This is a genomic window from Terrabacter sp. MAHUQ-38 (genome assembly GCF_014518425.1).
Taxonomy (GTDB): Bacteria; Actinomycetota; Actinomycetes; order Actinomycetales; family Dermatophilaceae; genus Terrabacter.
In genome coordinates this window covers 466,374-487,003 of record NZ_JACVCU010000005.1, presented here as the reverse complement: position 1 = coordinate 487,003, position 20,630 = coordinate 466,374, and the positions used below count along the sequence as shown (strand labels likewise).

At 70.9% G+C, this 20,630-nt stretch carries 18 protein-coding genes; 13 read left to right on the top strand and 5 right to left on the bottom strand.

The window, feature by feature from the left end:
• The first annotated feature begins 18 nt into the window (after positions 1-18).
• Positions 19-1,278, top strand: coding sequence for a DNA polymerase IV (gene dinB / locus H9I49_RS20275; RefSeq protein ID WP_188032175.1), 1,260 nt, complete (start codon positions 19-21; stop codon positions 1,276-1,278).
• A gap of 73 nt (positions 1,279-1,351) precedes the next feature.
• Positions 1,352-1,750: a DUF3040 domain-containing protein gene (locus tag H9I49_RS20270; RefSeq protein WP_188032174.1), complete on the top strand. Its 399-nt coding sequence runs from the start codon at positions 1,352-1,354 to the stop codon at positions 1,748-1,750.
• 91 nt (positions 1,751-1,841) lie between these two features.
• On the opposite strand, the gene H9I49_RS20265 is transcribed toward H9I49_RS20270, so the two are convergent.
• On the bottom strand, positions 1,842-2,330 hold the full coding sequence (locus H9I49_RS20265; protein WP_188032173.1) for a DUF456 domain-containing protein: 489 nt from the start codon (positions 2,328-2,330) through the stop codon (positions 1,842-1,844).
• Between the two features lie 71 nt (positions 2,331-2,401).
• Entirely contained in the window at positions 2,402-2,626 is a 225-nt protein-coding gene (locus H9I49_RS20260; protein WP_188032268.1) for a hypothetical protein, read from the bottom strand.
• Positions 2,627-3,044: 418 nt separating this feature from the next.
• Between H9I49_RS20260 and H9I49_RS20255 the strand changes: the two genes are divergently transcribed.
• The 7 genes from H9I49_RS20255 (at position 3,045) to H9I49_RS20225 (ending at position 10,752) form a co-directional block, all read left to right on the top strand.
• Entirely contained in the window at positions 3,045-5,180 is a 2,136-nt protein-coding gene (locus H9I49_RS20255) for a DNA topoisomerase IV subunit B (RefSeq protein ID WP_188032172.1), read from the top strand.
• Positions 5,181-5,311: 131 nt separating this feature from the next.
• On the top strand, positions 5,312-6,544 hold the full coding sequence (locus H9I49_RS20250; RefSeq protein WP_255524111.1) for a MoxR family ATPase: 1,233 nt from the start codon (positions 5,312-5,314) through the stop codon (positions 6,542-6,544).
• A gap of 25 nt (positions 6,545-6,569) precedes the next feature.
• Positions 6,570-7,457, top strand: a complete 888-nt coding sequence (locus tag H9I49_RS20245; protein ID WP_188032171.1) for a DUF58 domain-containing protein — start codon at positions 6,570-6,572, stop codon at positions 7,455-7,457.
• Complete coding sequence (locus H9I49_RS20240) at positions 7,444-7,923, top strand: hypothetical protein (RefSeq protein ID WP_188032170.1); 480 nt, start codon at positions 7,444-7,446, stop codon at positions 7,921-7,923. The genes H9I49_RS20245 and H9I49_RS20240 overlap by 14 nt, the downstream gene beginning before the upstream one ends.
• Positions 7,914-8,903 carry a VWA domain-containing protein gene (locus H9I49_RS20235; protein ID WP_188032169.1) on the top strand — a complete coding sequence of 330 codons (990 nt, stop codon included), beginning with the start codon at positions 7,914-7,916 and terminating at the stop codon, positions 8,901-8,903. Before H9I49_RS20240 ends, H9I49_RS20235 begins: the two co-directional genes overlap by 10 nt.
• A complete protein-coding gene (locus tag H9I49_RS20230; RefSeq protein WP_188032168.1) occupies positions 8,900-9,910 on the top strand; it encodes a VWA domain-containing protein in 1,011 nt (336 codons plus the stop codon). Before H9I49_RS20235 ends, H9I49_RS20230 begins: the two co-directional genes overlap by 4 nt.
• Positions 9,907-10,752 carry a tetratricopeptide repeat protein gene (locus H9I49_RS20225; RefSeq protein ID WP_188032167.1) on the top strand — a complete coding sequence of 282 codons (846 nt, stop codon included), beginning with the start codon at positions 9,907-9,909 and terminating at the stop codon, positions 10,750-10,752. The genes H9I49_RS20230 and H9I49_RS20225 overlap by 4 nt, the downstream gene beginning before the upstream one ends.
• Before the next feature lie 13 nt (positions 10,753-10,765).
• Here H9I49_RS20225 and H9I49_RS20220 read toward each other — a convergent pair whose 3' ends face one another.
• From H9I49_RS20220 to H9I49_RS20210, 3 genes are read right to left on the bottom strand one after another with little or no spacing between them, the layout of a single operon-like run.
• Positions 10,766-11,809 (bottom strand): sucrase ferredoxin, encoded by a 1,044-nt coding sequence (locus H9I49_RS20220; protein WP_188032166.1) that lies wholly within the window; start codon positions 11,807-11,809, stop codon positions 10,766-10,768.
• Entirely contained in the window at positions 11,806-14,352 is a 2,547-nt protein-coding gene (locus tag H9I49_RS20215; RefSeq protein WP_188032165.1) for a DNA topoisomerase (ATP-hydrolyzing) subunit A, read from the bottom strand. The genes H9I49_RS20220 and H9I49_RS20215 overlap by 4 nt, the downstream gene beginning before the upstream one ends.
• A gap of 53 nt (positions 14,353-14,405) precedes the next feature.
• Positions 14,406-15,029 carry a nitroreductase family protein gene (locus H9I49_RS20210; protein WP_188032164.1) on the bottom strand — a complete coding sequence of 208 codons (624 nt, stop codon included), beginning with the start codon at positions 15,027-15,029 and terminating at the stop codon, positions 14,406-14,408.
• 55 nt (positions 15,030-15,084) lie between these two features.
• Here H9I49_RS20210 and H9I49_RS20205 point away from each other — a divergent pair, with 55 nt between their 5' ends.
• The 4 genes from H9I49_RS20205 (at position 15,085) to H9I49_RS20190 (ending at position 20,440) form a co-directional block, all read left to right on the top strand.
• On the top strand, positions 15,085-17,781 hold the full coding sequence (locus tag H9I49_RS20205) for a bifunctional GNAT family N-acetyltransferase/acetate--CoA ligase family protein (RefSeq protein ID WP_188032163.1): 2,697 nt from the start codon (positions 15,085-15,087) through the stop codon (positions 17,779-17,781).
• Positions 17,782-17,878: 97 nt separating this feature from the next.
• Complete coding sequence (locus tag H9I49_RS20200; RefSeq protein ID WP_188032162.1) at positions 17,879-18,478, top strand: DUF5998 family protein; 600 nt, start codon at positions 17,879-17,881, stop codon at positions 18,476-18,478.
• A gap of 19 nt (positions 18,479-18,497) precedes the next feature.
• Positions 18,498-19,736, top strand: coding sequence for an alkaline phosphatase family protein (locus tag H9I49_RS20195; RefSeq protein ID WP_188032161.1), 1,239 nt, complete (start codon positions 18,498-18,500; stop codon positions 19,734-19,736).
• Between the two features lie 11 nt (positions 19,737-19,747).
• Positions 19,748-20,440, top strand: a complete 693-nt coding sequence (locus H9I49_RS20190) for a thymidine kinase (RefSeq protein WP_188032160.1) — start codon at positions 19,748-19,750, stop codon at positions 20,438-20,440.
• Positions 20,441-20,630: the final 190 nt, after the last annotated feature.

Below are 20,630 nucleotides of genomic sequence, written 5' to 3'. Positions count from 1 at the left end.
CTCCGTGGGGGCCCGGCCGTGAGCCGCCGCCAGTTCACCGCCCCGACGCGAGGGAGCGCCGAGCCACCCGACGACACCGGGTGCACCGTGCTGCACGTAGACATGGACGCCTTCTACGCGTCCGCGTCGCTCATCTCGCGTCCCGACCTGCGCGGCAAGCCCGTCATCATCGGCGGAGCGGGCGGCCGCTCGGTGGTGCTCTCGGCGACCTACGAGGCGCGCGCGTTCGGCGTCACCTCGGCCATGCCGATGGCGCGCGCCCAGCGGCTCTGCCCCCAGGCCGTCATCATCGAGCCCGACCACCGCCGCTACGCCGCCATCTCCGAGGCCGTCATGGCGACCTTCGCCACGATCACCGACAGCGTCGAACCGCTCTCGCTCGACGAGGCGTTCCTCGACGTCTCCGGGGCCGTACGCCGCCTCGGCCGTCCCACGCACATCGCGGAGCAGCTGCGCGACACCATCGCCGACGAGCAGGGCATCACGTGCTCGGTGGGCGTCGCCTCGACGAAGTTCGTGGCCAAGCTCGCCTCCAACCTGGCCAAGCCCGACGGACTCATCGTCGTGCCGCGCGACGAGGTCGTCTCCTTCCTGCACCAGCTGCCCGTCGGTGCGATCTGGGGCGTCGGTGACAAGACCGAGGAGCACCTGCACCGGCTCGGCCTGCGCACCGTCGCCGACCTCGCCCACACCCCGGTCGAGACGCTCCAGCGCGCTCTCGGTGACGTCGCCGGCCGCAGCCTGCACGACCTCGCGTGGGGACGCGACCCTCGCTCCGTCGTTCCCGAGCGGCGCGAGAAGTCGATCGGTGCCGACGAGACCTTCGCCCACGACATCGACGACCCCGTGCGGATCCACCGCGAGCTGCTGCGCCTGTCCGACCGCACGGCGGCACGGGCCCGGTCCGCCGGGATGATGGGCCGCACCGTGTCGATCAAGGTCCGGTTCGCCGACTTCACGACGATCACCCGCGCCAAGACCCTGCGCCACCACACCGACGTCTCGCGCGACATCTTCGCGACCGCGCGCGAGCTCTACGACCGCCTCGGCCTGCAGCGGGCCCGCATCCGGCTCGTCGGAGTGCGCCTCGAGGGCCTCGTCCCGTCGGCCGTCGCCCCCATCCAGGCGACCCTCGACGAGCCCGAACACGGGTGGCGTGAGGCCGACCGCGCGGTCGACCGGGCGAGTGCGAGGTTCGGTGCCGGCTCGGTGCGACCTGCCAGCCTCATGCCTGACCGACCCTCGGGTTCCCAACGGGAGCGGCGCGACTTATCCTGAAGGAAAGAAGTCCGTGTCGGCCGTTTCCGACATACGATTCGGGCACAGTCGAGATCGCACAGGGAGGTGCCGAGTGGCACTCTCGGAACACGAGGAGGCCCTCCTCCAGCAGATGGAGGAAGCCCTCTACGCCGAGGACCCGCGATTCGCGTCGCGGATCCAGAAGACCAACTCGCGTGGAGTGGGGCGTGGGCGTGTCGTCGCGGGGGTCATCGCAGGCGTCGCCGGACTCGGGCTCGTCATCTTCTCGGCCATGAGCAGCGTCATCTGGCTGGGTGCGGTCGGTTTCGCGATCATGGTCGCCGGCATCGTCTACGCGATCACGCCCTCCAAGACGAAGCTCGCCGCCGTCGACGCCGACGGCACGCCGAAGCCGCGCGCCGGCAAGGCCAAGGCCGGCACTGCGCGCCAGGGCACGTTCATGGAACGCCTCGAGGAACGCTGGGAGAAGCGCCGCCGCGACCAGTGGTGAGCACCCCAGACGAACGAGGACCCCGACGGATTCGTCGGGGTCCTTCTCGTGCGGCGCCGCGAACGGTCTCGCCCGTCGCGCGCCGGTCAGGTCAGGGGCGGGTCAGGTAGACCGCTGCCGCCCAGGTCGCGATGATCGCGAACGCCGTCGCCAGCTCGATGCCGATGTTGAGGGCCACGGCCCGGACCGCCTCGAGCGTCGCCCGCCGGGCCGCGACGTGCTCGCGGTGCTTGACCCGCTCGATCAGGTAGACGGCGAGGACGAAGCCGAGGGGCGCACCGACCACGGGGACGACGAAGAAGCCGACGACCGCGACCGCGAGGGCGACCGCGACGACGCCACCCTGGACCCCCGCGGACCTCATCCGACGCCCGGGGACGAGGTACTGCGACACGAAGCCCACGGCATACAGCACCGTCGCAACGCCGAAGACGAGCCAACCCGGCCCGTCCTGACGTTCGAACGCCCACACGAGCGTCGCACCCCAGACCACCAACAGTCCCGGAAGCACCGGGACGACGATGCCGACGGTTCCCAGGAGCATCGCGAGCAGGACGATGACGTTCGTCGCGGTGATCACGGTGGCCGTCGGCGGCGTACGGGGTCTGGGTCGAGGTCAGGAAAGGGCCGGGTCGGAAGTCGTCTGCTGGGTCAGCGCTCGTCCACGGGCGCCGAGACCGGGATCTCGTTGAGCCGTTCCGTCTCGTCGCGGATGTCGATCGCCTTGACCTTCAGGGCCGGGAGGTGCTCCCGACCGTGGTGAGCGCAGAAGAGCAGCTCTCCGCCGGAAACGAGGCGGGCGCGGATGTAGGCCTGAGCCCCACATCGGTCGCAGCGGTCAGCAGCGGTCAGTTCGGGTGCCAGTGCTGTCGTCATCGTCATTTCGCCTCTTTCCTCCCTCGGGGGTCCCCGTAAGGGAAACCCTGTCATGTACCTACGACGCTCGAACGGTCCATTCGGTGCACCGGCCTTGCTTCGCGGCTGTTCCAACAGTGAATCACGTGGAATCCTTCCCGAAGGTCAGGCTCGGAAGATGAGACACCCTGCGCAGCAACATCGTTACGTGTCAGTGATTCGCCGCCGGCGGGCGATACGGATTGCGACGGGTCGCTTTGCGACGGTTCGAGCGGCTTGGGTGGGCACCGGTCCTCGTCGCCGCTGCCGGCCGGTGACCTGCGTCACCCTGGGTCCAGCGAGCCTCCCGAGAGCCGTCGGCGCGGGTGGCTAGGCTTCCCCTGCCAGCCCCCACAGCCCGACCGCTGGCCGCTCACCGACCGAAAGAGATCGACACACCGTGGCCTCCGCCTCCCGTCCCGCTCCCTCCGGCAACGGCGACTACACCGCGCGCCACCTCCAGGTCCTCGAGGGCCTCGAGGCCGTGCGCAAGCGTCCCGGCATGTACATCGGCTCGACCGACCAGCGCGGTCTCATGCACTGCCTCTGGGAGATCATCGACAACGCCGTCGACGAGGCCCTGGCGGGCGTGTGCACCGACATCCAGGTGATCCTCGGTTCCGACGGGTCCATCGAGGTGCGTGACAACGGTCGCGGCATCCCCGTGGACATCGAGCCGCGCACGGGGCTCTCCGGCGTCGAGGTCGTCTTCACCAAGCTGCACGCCGGTGGCAAGTTCGGCGGCGCGTCGTACGCCGCCACGGGCGGCCTCCACGGCGTCGGCGCCTCCGTCGTCAACGCCCTCTCCTCCCGGCTCGACGTCGAGGTCGACCGCGTCGGCAAGACGTACGGCATGAGCTTCCGTCGCGGCGAGCCCGGCACCTTCACCGACGCGAAGGGGGCCGTGCACTCGCCCGAGGCCCCGTTCACGCCCTACGAGAAGAAGAGCGCGCTCCCGGTCGTGGGCAAGGCCAGGCGGGGTGTGACGGGCTCTCGCGTGCGCTTCTGGCCCGACCGCCAGATCTTCATCAAGGACGCCGAGCTCGACTACGACGCGATCCTCGGGCGCGCGCGCCAGACGTCGTTCCTCGTGCCCGGGCTGCGACTCGTCATCCGCGACGAGCGCCGCCTCAAGGGGACCCCCGGCGAGGAGGGCCCCATCGAGGAGGTCTTCCAGCACGAGGGCGGCATCACCGACTTCGTCGAGTTCCTCGCACCCGACACCCCGATCACCGACGTGTGGCGGCTCGAGGGCTCGGGCACGTTCACCGAGACCGTCCCGGTCCTCGACGTCAACGGCCACATGACGCCGACCGAGCTCGAGCGCGAGTGCGCCGTCGAGGTGGCGCTGCGCTGGGGCCAGGGCTACGACACGAGGGTCCAGTCCTTCGTCAACATCATCACGACGCCCAAGGGCGGCACGCACGTCGCCGGCTTCGAGCAGTCGCTGCTCAAGGTGTTCCGCAAGCAGCTCGAGGTCAACGCGCGGCGCCTCAAGGTCGGCAACGACAAGCCGGAGAAGGACGACGTGCTCGCCGGGATGACAGCCGTCGTCACGGTGCGCCTCGCCGAGCCGCAGTTCGAGGGGCAGACCAAGGAGGTCCTCGGCACCAACGCGGTCCGTGCCATCGTCGCGCGCGTCGTCGAGAAGGAGCTCACCGACCGCCTCACGTCGACGAAGCGCGGCGACAAGGCCCAGGCCGCCCTGCTCCTCGAGAAGGTCGTCTCGGAGATGAAGTCGCGCATCAGCGCGCGGCTGCACAAGGAGACGCAGCGCCGCAAGAACGCCCTCGAGAGCTCGACCCTGCCCTCGAAGCTGCGCGACTGCCGCACCACCGACGTCGACCGCTCGGAGCTGTTCATCGTCGAGGGCGACTCGGCCATGGGTACCGCCAAGGAGGCCCGCAACTCCGAGTTCCAGGCCCTGCTGCCGATCCGCGGCAAGATCCTCAACGTCCAGAAGGCGTCGGTCTCCGACATGCTCAAGAACGCCGAGTGCGCCTCGATCATCCAGGTGATCGGCGCGGGGTCGGGCCGCAGCTTCGACCTGTCGGCCGCCCGCTACGGCAAGGTCATCATCATGACCGACGCCGACGTCGACGGCGCCCACATCCGCACCCTGCTGCTGACGCTGTTCTTCCGCTACATGCGTCCCCTCGTCGACGCCGGACGTGTCTACGCGGCCATGCCGCCGCTGCACCGCCTCGAGGTGATCAACGCGGGCGCCAAGAAGAACGAGCTCATCTACACCTACAACGAGCTCGAGATGCGCCGCACCGTGACCCGGATCGAGAAGTCCGGCAAGAAGATCAAGCAGCCGATGCAGCGCTACAAGGGCCTCGGTGAGATGGACGCCGACCAGCTCGCCGACACGACGATGGACCCCCGTCACCGCACCTTGCGCAAGGTGACGATGCGCGATCTCGAGGCGGCCGAGCGCGTCTTCGAGCTGCTCATGGGCAACGAGGTCGCACCTCGCAAGGACTTCATCATCGAGTCCGCGGCCGAGGTCGACCGCGAGCGCATCGACGCCTGACCCGTCCTGTCCCGCGCCCCAGCGACCTGGGCAGGGTGCCCGGACCGCCCGCGGCGCACAGCAAGCCGTGCTTACGATGTGTCCCTGCCGGCGCGACTCCCTCCGCCGGTACGCGTCGAGAAGGGGAATCGATGGGTGGCAACGTGAATGCAGAGGAGTCGGTCGCCGACGAGCGCTCCGACCTGCCCGAGCAGCCGGACGGCCAGGCGAACGGCCGGCTGGACGGCCACGGGGAGACCTTCACGGTCCAGCTTCCCGGGTCGCAGGAGGCGGCGGTGCCCGATGAGCCGCGCGAGCTGTCCGGCACGCCCGAGACCCCCGACGAGGACGTCGCCGTCGGCGGCATCGACACGCCCCCGGACCACACCGTCCCCACCCCGCCCCGCTACCTCAGCCCTGACGAGCTGCACTGGGCGGGCGAGACCGTCGAGGCGATCTCGACGGCTTTCGCCTCGAAGGTCGTCGGGCAGGCGCGGCTGCAGGAGACACTCCTCATCGCCCTTCTGACCGGCGGTCACGTGCTCCTCGAGAGCGTCCCCGGTCTCGCCAAGACGACGGCCGCGCAGACCGTCGCGCAGTCCGTCGGCGGCACCTTCCACCGCATCCAGTGCACACCCGACCTGCTGCCGAGCGACATCGTCGGCACGCAGGTCTACAACCAGCACACCGGTGCCTTCGAGACGCAGCTCGGGCCGGTCCACGCCAACTTCGTGCTCCTCGACGAGATCAACCGCAGCAGCGCCAAGACCCAGTCCGCGATGCTCGAGGCCATGCAGGAGCGGCAGACCTCGATCGGCGACCGCAGCTATGCACTGCCCGACCCGTTCCTCGTCCTCGCGACACAGAACCCCATCGAGCAGGAGGGCACCTACCCGCTGCCCGAGGCGCAGATGGACCGCTTCATGCTCAAGGACGTCCTCGACTACCCGTCGCCGGCCGAGGAGGCCGAAGTGCTGCGGCGCATCGACTCCGGCATCTTCATGAGCCCCTCCGACCCGGTCGTCTCCGTCGCCGACGTCAAGCGGCTGCAGGCGCTGGTCGGACGGGTCTACGTCGACCCCGCGATCATCAACTACATCGTCGGCATCGGCTACGTCACGCGACACCCGCGCGACTACATCGAGCCACGGCTCGCCTCCTACGTCGACTTCGGTGCGAGCCCCCGAGCGAGCATCGCCTTCACGAGCGCGGCGCGCGCGCGTGCCCTGGTCGACGGGCGCAACCACGTCGTGCCCGACGACGTCAAGGCTCTGACGCACCGCGTGCTCCGGCACCGGGTGACGCTCGGCTTCGAGGCGGCCGCCGACGACGTCGAGGTCGAGAGCATCATCGACGCGATGGTCAACGGGATCCGCACTCCCTGAACGGGATTCACACGAGAGACGCGACATGACGACGACGCTCCTGACGAGGGTGAAGAGCAAGCTCTTCGTCCACGCGCGCCGCAAGTCGCGAAGCCTGCTCGAGGGGGAGTACGCGTCGGTCTTCCACGGTCGCAGCCTCGACTACGACGACCTGCGCGACTACGTGCCGGGTGACGAGGTCCGCGACATCGACTGGCGCGCCACGGCCCGGCACCAGGCGCCGCTCGTCAAGCGTTACGTTGCGACCCGCAAGCAGAACCTCATGCTCGTCATCGACACCGGGCGCGGCATGGCCGCCACGACGCGCAGCGGGGAGCCGAAGAAGGCGGTGGCGATCGCCGCTGCGGGTCTGGTCGGCTACCTCGCGCAGCGCCACGGCGACCTCGTCGGACTCGTCCGGGGAACTGCGAGCTCCACCGTCGCCCACGACCTGCGCGGCACCGAGGCCCACCTCGAGCTGCTGCTCAGGGCCATCGACACGTCGACCGTCCTCGGCGCTGAGCAGAGCAACCTCGCGACGCAGCTGCGCTGGGTCGTGCGCAACGTCCGCCGCCGGCTCGTGCTCCTCGTCGTCGCTGACGACAGGGAGCTCGACCCCGCACTGGACGAGCTGCTCCGCCGTCTGCACGTCCAGCACGAGATCCTCTGGCTGACCGTCGAGGACGCCGACCCCACGGCCATCGACGGCGACCGGACGGCATACGACGTGGCCGACACCTACACGCTGCCCACCCTGGTGCGCCTCGACCCCAAGGTCAGGCAGGCGTATGCCGTGTCCGTGGCCGAGCGGGTGCGGCGCACGACCGAGCTGCTCGACCGCCGCGCCATCAACCACGCTCGCCTGGGGTCGTCCGACGAGGTCGTCGGCACGGTGTTCGGCCTGCTCGAGAGGCAGCGCCGTGCTCGCCGCTGACCCGCCCCCCGGCTTCTACGCGCCCGACCCGTACGCCGCGAAGTGGCTGTGGATCGGCGTCGGGATCCTCGCGCTCGTCGCGGCCTGGTATGCCTGGGTGTGGTGGAGCACGCGGGCCAGGAAGGTCGTCGTGCCGCCCCGCGTCACGCCTGACCGCCTGACTCGACTGCGCGAGGACTACACGCGACAGATCGACCTCGTGCTCGAGCGAGCGGCCTCCGGCGAGATCACGCAGCGTCGGGCGCACCAGCAGCTCAGCGTCCTCGTCCGACACTTCGTGCAGGAGGTCTCCGGCATCCACGCGCCGACGATGACGCTGACCGAGCTCAACGCGCGAGGCGATCGGCTGACTCCCGTGTCGGAGGTCGTCGGCACCCTGTACCCCGGGGAGTTCGGTCCGCGCGAGACGGCGACGCTCTCCGGGGCGGGCACCGTGGCCAAGCAGGTGGTGGCGCGGTGGAGCTGAACGGACTCGACCTCAAGTACCCCGGCGTCCTCAGCCTGGGGACGCTCCTTGCGGTGCTCCTCGCGTACGCCGTCTACCGTCACCTGACCCATCGGTCGGCGAAGGCGGCTGCGGCAGTGGCGAACTCGACCGCCTTGACCGAGCTGCCGGCATACCGGCGGGCGCTTCGTCTCCACCGCATCCGGATGGCGGTGCTGGCGCTGAGCGCGGTCCTGCTCGGCGGCGCGGCGCTCGTGGGTGCGGCCCGCCCGCTCGACACGACGATCGAGAAGCCCCAGACCCGCAGCCGCGACATCATGCTGTGCCTCGACATCTCCGGCTCGATGGCGGCCTACGACGCCACCCTCGTCGCGACGTTCAAGACGCTCGTCAAGAACTTCGAGGGCGAGCGGATCGGTCTCGTCATCTTCAACTCCTCGGCCGCGACGGTGTTCCCGCTCACCGATGACTACGACTTCATCAACGGCGAGCTCGACACGGCCGCGCGCGCGTTGACCGGCGACCCGGAGTACGACTCGTTCTTCGCCGGCACCTTCAACGGCCGCGGCACCTCGCTCATCGGCGACGGTCTCGCCACCTGCGTGTCGAGCTTCGACAAGGTCGAGGTGCAGCGGGCACGCTCGGTCGTCTTCGCCACCGACAACCATCTGGCCGGACGGCCGATCATCGACATCGACGAGGCGGGCGAGCTGGCCAAGGTGAAGGGCGTGCGCGTCTACGGGCTCAACCCCGAGGAGGACGGCCCCGACGAGGAGGCGGCCGAGCTGCGTGACGTCGTGACCGGCACCGCGGGCCAGTACTACGCGATGAACGACCAGTCGGCGATCAAGGGAATCGTCGACTCGGTGCAGGCGCAGGAGGCCACCCTCATCGACGCCGCCGCACGGTCGCTGTACTCCGACAACCCGACCCTGCCGATCGTGCTGGCGGGCGTCGGGCTCGTCGGGGTCATCGGCGCGAGCCGGAGGTGGGCCTCGTGAGCCTGCTGCCCGTCGTGCCGTGGCCCGTGCTCCTCGTCCTCGTCGTCGCAGGACTGGCGGCCGTCTGGTGGAACCCGTCGTCGCGCACCGTCCCGGGTGAGTCCCGGACCACGCACTGGCGGCTCACGGCTGCGGTGCTGCTGCTCGGTACGGCGGCCGTGCGGCCGGCGGTGCCGGGAGAGCAGGTCGACACGACGGCCGCCAACCTCAACGTCTACTTCGTCGTCGACACGACGAGCAGCATCATCGCGGAGGACTACGGGGACGAGCGGCCACGCATCGAGGGCGTCGCCGCCGACATCGCTGCCATCGCCACGGACCTGCCCGGCGCGCGCTACTCCATCGTGACGTTCGACCAGGACGCACGCGTGCGGCTGCCTCTCACGACCGACACGACGGCGCTCGACGCCGCGGTCGAGACGCTGCTCCCGGAGTCGTACGAGGTCTCGCACGGTACGTCGGTGAGCCAGGCGAACGACCGGCTCAAGACGCTGCTCGAGCAGGCCGACGCACGCACGCCCGAGCGCGGACGGGTCGTCTTCTACCTGGGTGACGGCGAGCAGACGGCGCCCGACGCGCCGACGCCGTTCGACATCGACAAGCGGCTCGTCAACGGTGGCGCGGTGCTCGGCTACGGCACGGCCGAAGGCGGACGGATGAAGGCGACGCGATCGCGCTTCGACACCTCGCGCACCTACATCAAGGACCCGGCGACCGGCGAGGACGCCCGGTCCGTCATCAGCGAGGACACGCTGCGCGCGATCGGCAACCAGCTCGGCCTGCCCTACCTGCACCGCGAGTCCGGCGATGCCATCGACCCGGCCGTGGACGGCATCGACCTCGCGCGGTTCGGCACGAGCGAGGAGATCGAGAAGCAGAAGGTCCTCGCCCGTCGAGAGCTGTACTGGCCACTGCTCATCGGCGTCGCAGGGATCGCCGCGTGGGAGGTGGGGGCGAGCGTCACCGCCCTCGTGCAGACCAGGCGACGGAGGGAGGCCCGGCCATGACACTCCTCGACGACCCACCGGCCCGCGCAGACAGCGGGCCCGAGGCGCCGCAGCGTGCCGGACGGCGGCTGCGACGTCGCGCGAATCCTCCACTGCCGCCACACCAGCGTCGCCGTCGCCGCCGGCTGCTGCTCGCGTCCTCACCGCTCGTCGTCCTGCTCGTCCTCGTCGCTGCACGGCTCGTGTCGCTCAACGTGGTCGCAGCGCAGACTCTCGATGCCTACCAGGCGGGTGACAAGCCGCGCACCGTGCTCTGGGGGGAGAGGCAGGGGTGGGTCAACGTCGTCGAGCAGTTCCGATCGCCGTTCGCCATCGGCGACGCGCACGTGCTCTCGGGGCACTTCGAGCTGGCCCGGCCGTGGTTCGAGCAGGCGTTCGCGCAGGTGCCCAAGGGTGGCATCGACGAGTGCAAGGTCCGGGTCAACCTCGGGCTCACCTACGAGGCGCTCGGCGACCAGGCGAAGGCCCGCGAGCGCACCGACGAGTGGAAGCAGTACTACGACAAGGGCATCAAGATCACGAGCGAACGCCCGCCGCTCTGCGAGGCGCCCGAGGGCGGCCAGACGGGTGAGCAGCTCGAGCAGGCCCAGCAGCGCATGGAGGAGAAGAACGCCGACCCTCCGGCACAGGACGACCAGCCGCCGCAGGGCGAGCAGCCGGCGCCTGGCCCGAGCCAGCCGCCGCAGCCGACGCCCGACCCCGGCAACACGCCGAGCCAGGAGGAGCAGGACTACCTCCAGGAGCAGCAGCGCCAGAACACCATCGAACGCAACCAGCAGCAGCAGGGAAGCGACGACACCCTTACCGGTGGAGGCTCGCCGAGCTATCCGAAGCCCTGGTGACGACGCGTCGGGGCTAGAACCACGCCTCCACGATCGTGGCCCGGTGCTCCAGGACGTCGATCGCCTTCTTGCCGCACGACTCGGGACGCGTGCGGCCGGCGGGGGCGCGCGTGACCGCGACGTGCCAGCGCCGACCGTCGGCGTGGGTCACCATGACGTCCCAGCCGTCGTCGGTCGGCTCGGGCTGGTCGGCCCAGAGCGCCGCGAGCCGGGTCTCGCCGGTCTCCTGCCGCACGTGGGACTCGGCGCACTGCGACGGGCCCGGGACGCTAGATCGGCCGCGGTCGTGAAGCGGGCCGAGCAGCTCGGCGGGGACGTGCCCCGAGTCGCTCGCGGCGAGGACCCACTCTGCGCCCTCGTCGTCGAGCCGTGCGAACGTCTGTCCCCAGGGGAGCAGGACCGCCGTCGGGGCGAAGCGGTGGCCGCCCGTGTGCGATGCCTCCCAGACTCGTCCGGGGGCGAGCCGGGCTGCGTGAGCCGCCAGCGGGCGTCCGCGCACGGCACAGCACACGTCGCGGCGCCCGTTGGTGCACACGAGGAGCGTCGGCTCGGCCGGGCGCGAGCCGGGCAGCGATGCCTGCACGAGCGCGCGGCTGCCGCGGGCGAGACCGGCCCAGTCGAGGCCCAGGAGGTCGCCGACGTCGTCGACCTCGGCCGTCAGGAGCCAGGCGTCCTCGGCCCGGGCACCCGTGTGCGCGAGCAGCACATGGCGAGGGCCGTCGTGGGCGGGGTGGCCACCCGGCCTTCGAACGAGCATGAACCGCCCTCCGGCGTGGCTGGTGCGGGCGTCGAGCTCGGCGCCGAGGTCGTGGTCGAGGTGCGACTCCCGAGCGGCGTCCCGTCCCCAAGGACCAGGCTGCTCGACGATGACGAAGAAGGCGGCGGTCGCCGCCGTGCCGAACGCACTCGTGCCGTCGTGGTCCCACTGGACCGAGCACGCGTCGGATGCCGGACTGCCGTGCCCGCTCGTGGCCGGGTGCTCGTCGTTCTCGACGCCCGGCCCGACGAGGTCGGTGTCGGCCCGGACCCCGGTCGCGCCGTCCGCCGTCGCTGTCATCCCGCGTCGCCCCCGTCGCCGGAGTCGCCTGCGTCGCCTTCGGTGTCGACGACGTCGGTGACCGTGGTGGCGCCCGGGCCGGCCGTCTGCTCCGTGGCCGGGGGAGCGGCGACGTGGGCGATGACCGCGGTCGTCGCGAGGCCCGACCCGTCGCGGCGGCCGTCGGCCCTCGGCAGCTCGACCGCGACGCCGTTGGCGGCAGCCGCACGGGCGGGCGTGTTGCCGGCGAAGGCGAGCACGAGCGTGTCCTCGCCCTTGAGGAAGCGGTGGCAGCGGACCCCACCGGTCGCGCGGCCCTTGGCGGGGTACTCGGCGTACGGCGTCACCTTGAGCGAGCCACCCTCGGTGCCGGGTAGCGCACCCGACGAGCCGGCCGAGGTGACGACGACGCCCTCGCGCGCGGGGTCGACGACACCGAAGAAGGCGACTCGCGCGCCGGCCGCGAGCTTGATGCCGGCCATGCCGCCGGCCGAGCGTCCTTGTGGGCGAACGGACTTCGCGGCGAACCGGAGCAACTGTGCATCCGACGTCACGAAGACGAGGTCGAGGTCGTCACGGTCGGCCACACCCGCGCCGACGACGCGATCGCCGTCCTTGAGGCTGATGACGTCCCAGTCGTTGCTCTTCGGCGCGTCCGGGGTGACGCGCTTGACGACTCCACTCGCCGTGCCGACCGCCACGACCGGGGCGTCCGCGCCGACGGGCACGATCGTCACCGGCTCCTCTCCCTTGGAGAGGTCGACGTAGGCCGCGAGCGGGGCACCCCCGGAGAGGCTCGGGGCACCGTTGGTCGGGGGCAGGGTCGGCAGGTCGAGCGCCGACAGCCGCACCATGCGTCCGGCGGAGGTGACGAGTCCGAAGTCGCCGCGGGCGGTCGTGCGGACCGCGCCGATGACGACGTCGTGCTTCGAGCGTGAGCCCTCGGCGGTGACCGGGTCGGCCGTGCCCGTGCGTGCGAGCAGGCCGGTCGAGGACAGGAGCACCCAGCACGGGTCGTCGGCGATCTCGAGCGGCGAGGCGGCCGTGGCGGCCGCGCTCACGCCCGAGCTCTCGAGCAGGACGGTCCGACGCGGCGTGCCGTGCGTCTTGGCGACGTCGGCCAGCTCGGTCGAGACGAGCTTCATGAGCAGCTTCTCGCTGTCGAGCAGCGCGCGCAGCTCCTCGATGGCCCGCTCGAGCTCGGACTTCTCGGTCTCGAGCTCGATGCGCGAGAACTTCGTGAGGCGGCGCAGCTGCAGGTCGAGGATGTAGGTCGCCTGCGCCTCGGACAGGTCGAAGACCTCCATGAGCCGTGTGCGCGCGGTGCCGGCGTCGTCCGAGGACCGGATGACCTGGATGACCTCGTCGATGTCGACGATCGCGATGAGCAGGCCCTCGACGAGGTGAAGGCGATCCTCGCGCTTCGCGAGGCGGTAGGCCGTGCGTCGGCGGACGACGTCGGTGCGGAAGTCGACATAGACCTTGAGGAGCTCCTTGAGGCCCATCGTGCGCGGCTGGCCCTCGACGAGCGCGACGTTGTTGATGCCGAAGTTCTCCTCCATCGGCGTGAGCTTGTAGAGCTGCTCGAGAACGGCGTCGGGGTTGAAGCCGTTCTTCACCTCGATGACGAGGCGCAGGCCGTGCTGGCGGTCGGAGAGGTCCTTGAGGTCGGCGATGCCCTGCAGCTTCTTGCCCTGCACGAGGTCCTTGACCTTGTCGATGACCTTCTCGGGTCCGACCAGGTACGGCAGCTCGGTGACGACGATCCCCTTGCGTCGAGGGGTGATCGACTCGATGCGTGCCGTCGCCCGCGTGCGGAAGCTGCCGCGCCCCGTGAGGTAGGCGTCACGGATGCCCTCGAGCCCGACGATCTTGCCGCCACACGGCAGGTCGGGCCCGGGCACGAACTTCATGAGGTCCTCGAGCGAGCACGTGGGGTTCGCGATGAGATGACGCGCGGCCCCGATGACCTCGACGAGGTTGTGCGGCGGCATGTTGGTGGCCATGCCCACGGCGATGCCGGCCGCACCGTTGACGAGCAGGTTCGGGTATGCCGCCGGCAGGACGCCCGGCTGCAGCTGCGTGTCGTCGTAGTTCGGGACGAAGTCGACGGTGTCCTCGTCGAGCCCGGACACCATCAGCAGCGCCGCGTTGGCCATGCGAGCCTCGGTGTAGCGGGCTGCCGCCGGGCCGTCGTCGAGCGAGCCGAAGTTGCCGTGCCCGTCGACCAGCGGCAGGCGCAGCGTGAAGGGCTGGGCCATGCGCACGAGGGCGTCGTAGATCGCCTGGTCGCCGTGCGGGTGGTACTTGCCCATCACCTCGCCGACGACACGCTGGCTCTTGACGTGGCCGCGGTCGGGGCGCAGGCCGAGCTCGTTGGCGCCGTAGAGGATCCGGCGCTGCACGGGCTTCAGGCCGTCGCGGGCGTCGGGCAGGGCCCGCGAGTAGATGACGCTGTAGGAGTACTCGAGGAAGGCGTTCTGCATCTCCTCCTCGACGTCGATGCCGACGATCTTCTCCTCGAAGTCCTCGGGTGGAGGCGGGGTGGTCTTTCCACGGGCCATGCCGGGTGGTGCTCCTTGCCGCTAGCGGGTGAACACCCCATCTTCGCGCAGCCTCATCGCGCGCCATCACCTGCCACGCCGAAGCGCCCCCAGTGGGCCACCTCGCGCCCGCTCCGCCGGTGGCGGCGCAGGCTCGGGCTCTTCGGTCCCGGGACGGCATACCCGATGGAGACGACCCCGACGATCGTGCGACCCGTGGGGATGTCGAACGCCTCGCGCACGGCGTCGTGGTGCCCGGGCGGGACCCCGAAGAAGAGGCTGCCGAGCCCCTCGTCGGTGGCGGTGAGCAGGATGAGCAGCGAGGCCATGCCCGTGTCGACGTCCCAGTAGGGGACCGGCCAGCGGGCCTCGTCGCGGTCGGTCCAGCCCTTGTCGGGCGCCGCGTACCGGTCGAGGTAGGCGTCCTTGTGCGAGAGGCACACGACGAGCACGGGCGCCGCCCGGATGCCGTCGAGCCAGGGGTCGCTCCCCGCGTCCGGGTCCGTCGTGGCTCGCCAGAAGGCGTCGCGCTCGGCGGGCGTGGTGAGGACGAGGAAGTCCCAGCCCTGGCTGAAGCCTGCGCTGGGGGATCGGACGGCGTTGGCCAGACACCGCTCGACGAGCTCCCGCGGGACCGGCCGGTCAGGGTCGTAGCGACGGACCATGCGCCGGGCGCGGACCACCTCGGTGAACTCCATGCGACCAGACTCCCACCTGCGCAGGACGGCCGGCGGGACGTGACACGATGACCCCATGGAGGGTGGCGAGCTCGACGACACCGGTGCGCTGGAGCGGGTCTCGGCTCGGCAGACGGGAGCTCCCCTAGAGTGGGAGGCGGACGTCGTGCTCCGCGACGGCAGCGTGGCGCACGTCCGGCCGATCACGCCCGACGACGCCGACGGCATCCGCCACTTCCACAGCCGTCAGTCGGAGGAGTCGATCTACCTGCGCTTCTTCGCGCCGCTGCGCCAGCTGAGTGAGCGCGACGTCCACCGCTTCACCCATGTCGACCACCACGACCGGGTGGCCCTCGTCGCGACCCTCGACGGCGAGATCATCGGCATCGGCCGCTACGACCGGATCGACCCGACGTCCGCCGAGGTCGCGTTCAACATCTCGGACCACTTCCAGGGCAAGGGCATCGGCTCGGTCATGCTCGAGCACCTCGCGGCCATCGCCCAGGAGATGGGCATCACGCGGTTCGTCGCCGAGGTGCTGCCGCAGAACCGCAAGATGCTCACGGTGTTCAAGGATGCGGGCTACGAGGTCACCCACCACATCGAGGACGGCGTCGTCGAGGTCTCGTTCGACATCCTGCCCACCGAGCAGAGCAAGGCCGTCCAGCTGTCCCGCGAGCACCGCGCCGAGTCGCGCAGCATGCGCACCATCCTCTTCCCGGAGCGGGTGGCCGTCATCGGGGCGAGCCGCCGTGAGGAGTCGATCGGCGCGCTCGTGATGCGCAACATCATCGCGTCGGACTTCCAGGGCGAGCTCTACCCGATCCACCGGGTCGCGGAGCACGTCCAGGGCGTCAAGGCCTACCCCAGCATCCTCGAGACGCCGGAGCCGGTCGACCTCGCCGTCGTCGTCGTGCCGGCCAAGCAGGCGCTCGACGTCGTCAAGGACTGCGGCAAGGCGGGAGTCAAGGCCCTCCTCGTGCTGTCGGCGGGCTTTGCCGAGGCCGGTGAGGAGGGAATCCGCCTCCAGGACAAGCTCCGCCGCCGCGTCCGGCGTGCCGGCATGCGCATCGTCGGACCCAACAGCTTCGGCCTCATCAACAACGACCCGGCCGTCCGGCTCAACGCCTCACTCGCGACCGTCATCCCCGAGAAGGGCCGGCTCGGGCTCTTCGCGCAGAGCGGCGCCCTCGGTGTCGCCGTCCTCGCGTCAGCGGCCCGACGGGGCCTCGGCATCTCCGTGTTCGCCTCGGCCGGCAACCGCGTCGACGTCTCGGGCAACGACCTCATGCAGTACTGGATCGACGACCAGGAGACCGACACGGTCGGGCTCTACCTCGAGTCCATGGGCAACCCCCGCAAGTTCTCGCGCATCGCGCGGTCCCTCGCCGCGGTCAAACCGGTGATCGTCGTCAGCTCCGGCGTCTCGAGCTTCGCCGCGCCACCCGGCCACCGCACGCGCGTGACCAACGTGCCCGCCCAGGCGTTCGACGCGCTGCTGCGCCAGGCCGGTGTCATCCGCGTCGAGAACGTCCACCAGCTCTTCGACGTCGCCCAGCTGACCTTGCACCAGCCCCTGCCCAAGGGCGACCGGGTCGGCATCGTCGGCAACTCGGACGCGCTGGGCGCCCTGAGCGCCAGCGCGTGCGTCAGCTGGGGCCTCAAGGTGACGCACGGGCCCGTCTCGCTCCCGCCGCAGGCGTCGCCCGAGGAGTTCGCCGCGGCGCTCGACGCCGCCTTCGCCGACCCCGAGGTCGACAGCGTCGTCGCCGCCTTCATCCCACCCCTCGTCACAGCCGACGAGGAGGTCCACCTCGCCGTGCGCAACATCGTGGCCGATCACGAGAAACCTTGTGTCGCGACGTTCCTCGGCATGCGCGGAGTCGGCGACGGCATGTCCTACGAACAGGACGGCATACGCCGCTCGGTGCCGGCGTACTCCATGCCGGAGGACGGCATCCGCGCCCTCAACGCCGTCACGCGGTACGCGTTGTGGCGCCAGCGCGACCGTGGCATCCCCGTCGCCCCCGTCGGCATCGACCGGCTGCGTGCCGAGTCCTTCATCGACGCGCTGCTCGGCGGGAGCCCGGACGGCCGGGCGCTGTCCCGTGAGGAGACGCGCGAGCTGCTGGGGGCGTACGGCATACGCGTGTGGCCGGCGGTCGAGGTCACCGGTGTCGAGTCGGCCGTCGAGGCGGCTGAGGAGCTGACCTACCCCGTCATCCTCAAGTCGACGTCGCCCGTCGTGCGCCACCAGCCGGGCCTCGTCGGCGTCCGCGGCGACCTCGTCGACGCCGAGTCCGTGCGTGACGCCCACGCGTCGCTCAGCCAGCGGCTGGGCCCACTGGGCGCCGACCGCTTCGTCGTCCAGCGGATGGCCGTGCCCGGCGTCTCGTGCGTCATCCGGGCGAGCGAGGACCCGCTCTTCGGGCCCGTCGTCAGCTTCTCCGTCGCGGGTCCGCCGACCGAGCTGCTGGGCGACGTCGCGCACCGTATCCCGCCGCTCACCGACGTCGACGTCACCGACCTCATCGACGGCGTCAAGGCGGCCCCCCTGCTCAGCGGGCACCGCGGCGCGGCGCCCGTGCACCGGGCCGCCCTCGCCGACCTCATCGCCCGGTTGTCCGTGCTCGCGGACGACCACCCCGAGCTGTCGTCGGTCGAGCTCAACCCCGTCAACGCGTGGACCGGGGGCATCGACGTCCTCGGTGCCGAGGTCGTGGTCCGGCCGGCCCTCGTGCGCAAGGACGCGGGTCGTCGCCGGATGACCTGACCTGTCGGTCGGCTGCCCGCGGGGCGCTGGCCGCCCGGCGCGGGCGTGGTGGCCGCTCTGACGGGACCACCCGCGCGCGGGTGCAAGGATGGGGGGTATGCGACGCGCCACCCCGGGCACCGGACGGGCCCTTCCCGAAGACCTCACCGAGGCGATCACCCGCGCCGGGTACTACCCGTCCCTCGTCTGCGACGTCGTCGAGTCCGCCATCGCCGACGACGAGGTCGTCTCGCACCTCGTGCACCAGGAGACGACGTTCGACCACGAGACGGTCCGTCGGCACGTGACCGTCCTCGTGGTGACCCCGCAGCGCCTCGTCATCGCACACGCCGACGACCACGCCGAGTCCGAGGACAAGCTCATGGCGACGGCGACGACCGAGACGGTGCCGCTCGCAGCCGTCCGCGGCGTCATGCTGACGCACGTCGTGGCCCAGCCCGACACGTTCACGCCCGGTACGCACGGCCGCGACCTCACCCTGACGCTCGGCTGGGGCGCGGTGAGCCGGTTGGACATGATCCCCGCACAGTGCGGCGACCCGGACTGCACGGCCGACCACGGTTTCGAGGGAACGATCGCCTCCGACGACATCTCTCTGCGCATCAGCTCGGCGGCTGACGGCGAGGACGCGGTCGGTCACGCGATGCGCTTCGCGCGGACTCTCTCCGCCAGCATCGGCAGCGGCATCGCCCACTGACCGTAGAGCCATCCCTCCCATGACGAGGACCGACAGCGCCGACAAGGCAAGCGAGGCCGGCAAGGCCGGCAAGGCCGGCAACGATGACGGCGCCGAGCCGACCCACCACGCCGTCGGCGACCCGGGCCCACCCACCGACTGGTCTGCGGGCACGCTCGCCTCGGTGCTGCCCTCCGTGGCCGACCGCCTCGGCGTCCCGAGGTATGCCGGCCGCGACGTCTTCGGCCTGCCCACCGTTCCGCGCACCGTCGTCGTGCTCGTCGACGGGCTCGGGCACGACCTGCTGCGCCAGCGCAGCGGTCACGCTCCCTTCCTGCGCAGTCTGGCCAGCACGACGAGCCGCGTGCCGTGCGGCTTCCCGACGACGACCGCGACCTCGATGGGCACCTTCGGGACCGGACTGCCGCCCGGCTCGCACGGCCTCGTCGGCATGCAGGTGCTCGACCCGGCCACCGACAAGCTGCTGAACGAGCTGTCCTGGGAGAACGGGCCCGACCCGCGCACCTGGCAGCCGAACGAGACCGTCTTCGAAGCCGCCGAGAACGCCGGTGTCTCCGTGACCATGGTGGGGCCGTACTACTTCGAGGGCTCGGGCCTCACGACGGCGGCCCTGCGCGGCGGCAGCTTCAAGGCGGCTCGCACGCTCGACGAACGGGTCGACGCCGCCGCCGCCGCGGTGCGAGCCACGCCCCGGGCGCTCGTCTACCTGTACTGGGGCGAGGTCGACAAGGTCGGCCACGTGCACGGCTGCCAGTCGTGGCAGTGGGGCGACGAGGTCGAGTCGGTCGATGCCGCCCTGCGCCGGCTGGCAGCGCGCGTGCCCGACGACACGTCGGTCGTCGTCACCGCCGACCACGGCATGATCGACATCCCGTACGCCGACCGCATCGACCTGCTCCACGAGCCGGACCTCATGTCGGGGGTGCGCCACCTCGGCGGAGAGCCGCGCAACCTGCAGCTCTACACCGAGGCCGGTGCTGCGGCCGACGTCGAGCGGGCGTGGCGCTCGCGGCTGAGCGACCGCGTGCACCTGCTCACTCGCGAGCAGGCCGTGGACGACGGGTGGTTCGGTCCGGTGCGTGATGGCGTGGCGGGGCGGATCGGCGACCTCGTCGTCGTCACGCGCGGCTCCTTCGCGCTCGTCCACTCGGGTCTGATGCGACGCGAGCTCGTTGCGCTGCTGGGGCTGCACGGGTCGACGAGCGAGGGGGAACTCGCCGTGCCGGTGGTCGTGGTGCCGCCCCGACTCGGCGCCTAGGGTGTTGCCTCGTGGCTGAGCTCGTCTTCTTCTCCGGAACCATGGACTGCGGCAAGTCGACCCTCGCCCTTCAGATGGACCACAACCACAGCGCGCGCGGTCGCGTCGGACTCATCTTCACGAAGATGGACCGGGCGGGCACCAACGTCCTGAGCTCACGACTCGGTCTCTCGACCGGTGCGCTCGAGGTCGGCGACGACCTCGACTTCTGGGACGCGATCGTCGGTAGGGCGACGGCGGGGACGCGCATCGACTACCTCATCTGCGACGAGGCACAGTTCTACACGTGTGACCAGGTCGAGCAGCTCGCCCGCATCGTCGACGAGATGGACGTCGACGTCTTCGCGTTCGGCATCACCGCCGACTTCCGCACCGAGCTCTTCCCGGGTAGCAAGCGCCTCATCGAGCTCGCGGACCGGGTGCAGGTGCTCCAGGTCGAGGCGCTGTGCTGGTGCGGCCGCCGCGCCACGACGAACGCCCGCGTCATGGACGGCGTCATGGTCGTCGAGGGGGAGCAGGTCGTGGTCGGGGACACGAAGCCCGGTACGACGGGCCTCGTGGAGTACGAGGTGCTGTGCCGGCGCCACTACATGCGGCGCATGACCTCACATGCCGCGAAGGCGGCCGCCCTCTCGCCCGAGGTACTGCCGTTCGACCTCGACGTGTGCCCATTGCCGCCGCTGCCGATCACGCAGGCCGACTGACTCGTTCGCTCGGCTCCTGCGGAGGAAGCCTCGGGCCGGATCCGTCTGTGCGGCAAGCCGGCTCGCGATTCTCGCCCGTGGACAACTCGTGCACCGGTAGGAGAACGGGTGTTCTAGCGTTCGCGCCATTCCTCGACATCCGGCGCCTGCCGTACGCGCAGGTCATGGAACTCGCCGCCGCGCGGGAGCG

Excerpts from the sequence above, each read along its gene's own strand:
- H9I49_RS20205 (WP_188032163.1), top strand. The coding sequence starts at position 15,085 with ATGGAGGGTGGCGAGCTCGACGACACCGGTGCGCTGGAGCGGGTCTCG.
- H9I49_RS20250 (WP_255524111.1), top strand. The coding sequence starts at position 5,312 with ATGGGTGGCAACGTGAATGCAGAGGAGTCGGTCGCCGACGAGCGCTCC.
- H9I49_RS20195 (WP_188032161.1), top strand. The coding sequence starts at position 18,498 with ATGACGAGGACCGACAGCGCCGACAAGGCAAGCGAGGCCGGCAAGGCC.
- H9I49_RS20245 (WP_188032171.1), top strand. The coding sequence starts at position 6,570 with ATGACGACGACGCTCCTGACGAGGGTGAAGAGCAAGCTCTTCGTCCAC.
- H9I49_RS20225 (WP_188032167.1), top strand. The coding sequence starts at position 9,907 with ATGACACTCCTCGACGACCCACCGGCCCGCGCAGACAGCGGGCCCGAG.
- H9I49_RS20215 (WP_188032165.1), bottom strand. The coding sequence starts at position 14,352 with ATGGCCCGTGGAAAGACCACCCCGCCTCCACCCGAGGACTTCGAGGAG.
- H9I49_RS20200 (WP_188032162.1), top strand. The coding sequence starts at position 17,879 with ATGCGACGCGCCACCCCGGGCACCGGACGGGCCCTTCCCGAAGACCTC.
- H9I49_RS20210 (WP_188032164.1), bottom strand. The coding sequence starts at position 15,029 with ATGGAGTTCACCGAGGTGGTCCGCGCCCGGCGCATGGTCCGTCGCTAC.
- H9I49_RS20220 (WP_188032166.1), bottom strand. The coding sequence starts at position 11,809 with ATGACAGCGACGGCGGACGGCGCGACCGGGGTCCGGGCCGACACCGAC.
- H9I49_RS20260 (WP_188032268.1), bottom strand. The coding sequence starts at position 2,626 with ATGACGACAGCACTGGCACCCGAACTGACCGCTGCTGACCGCTGCGAC.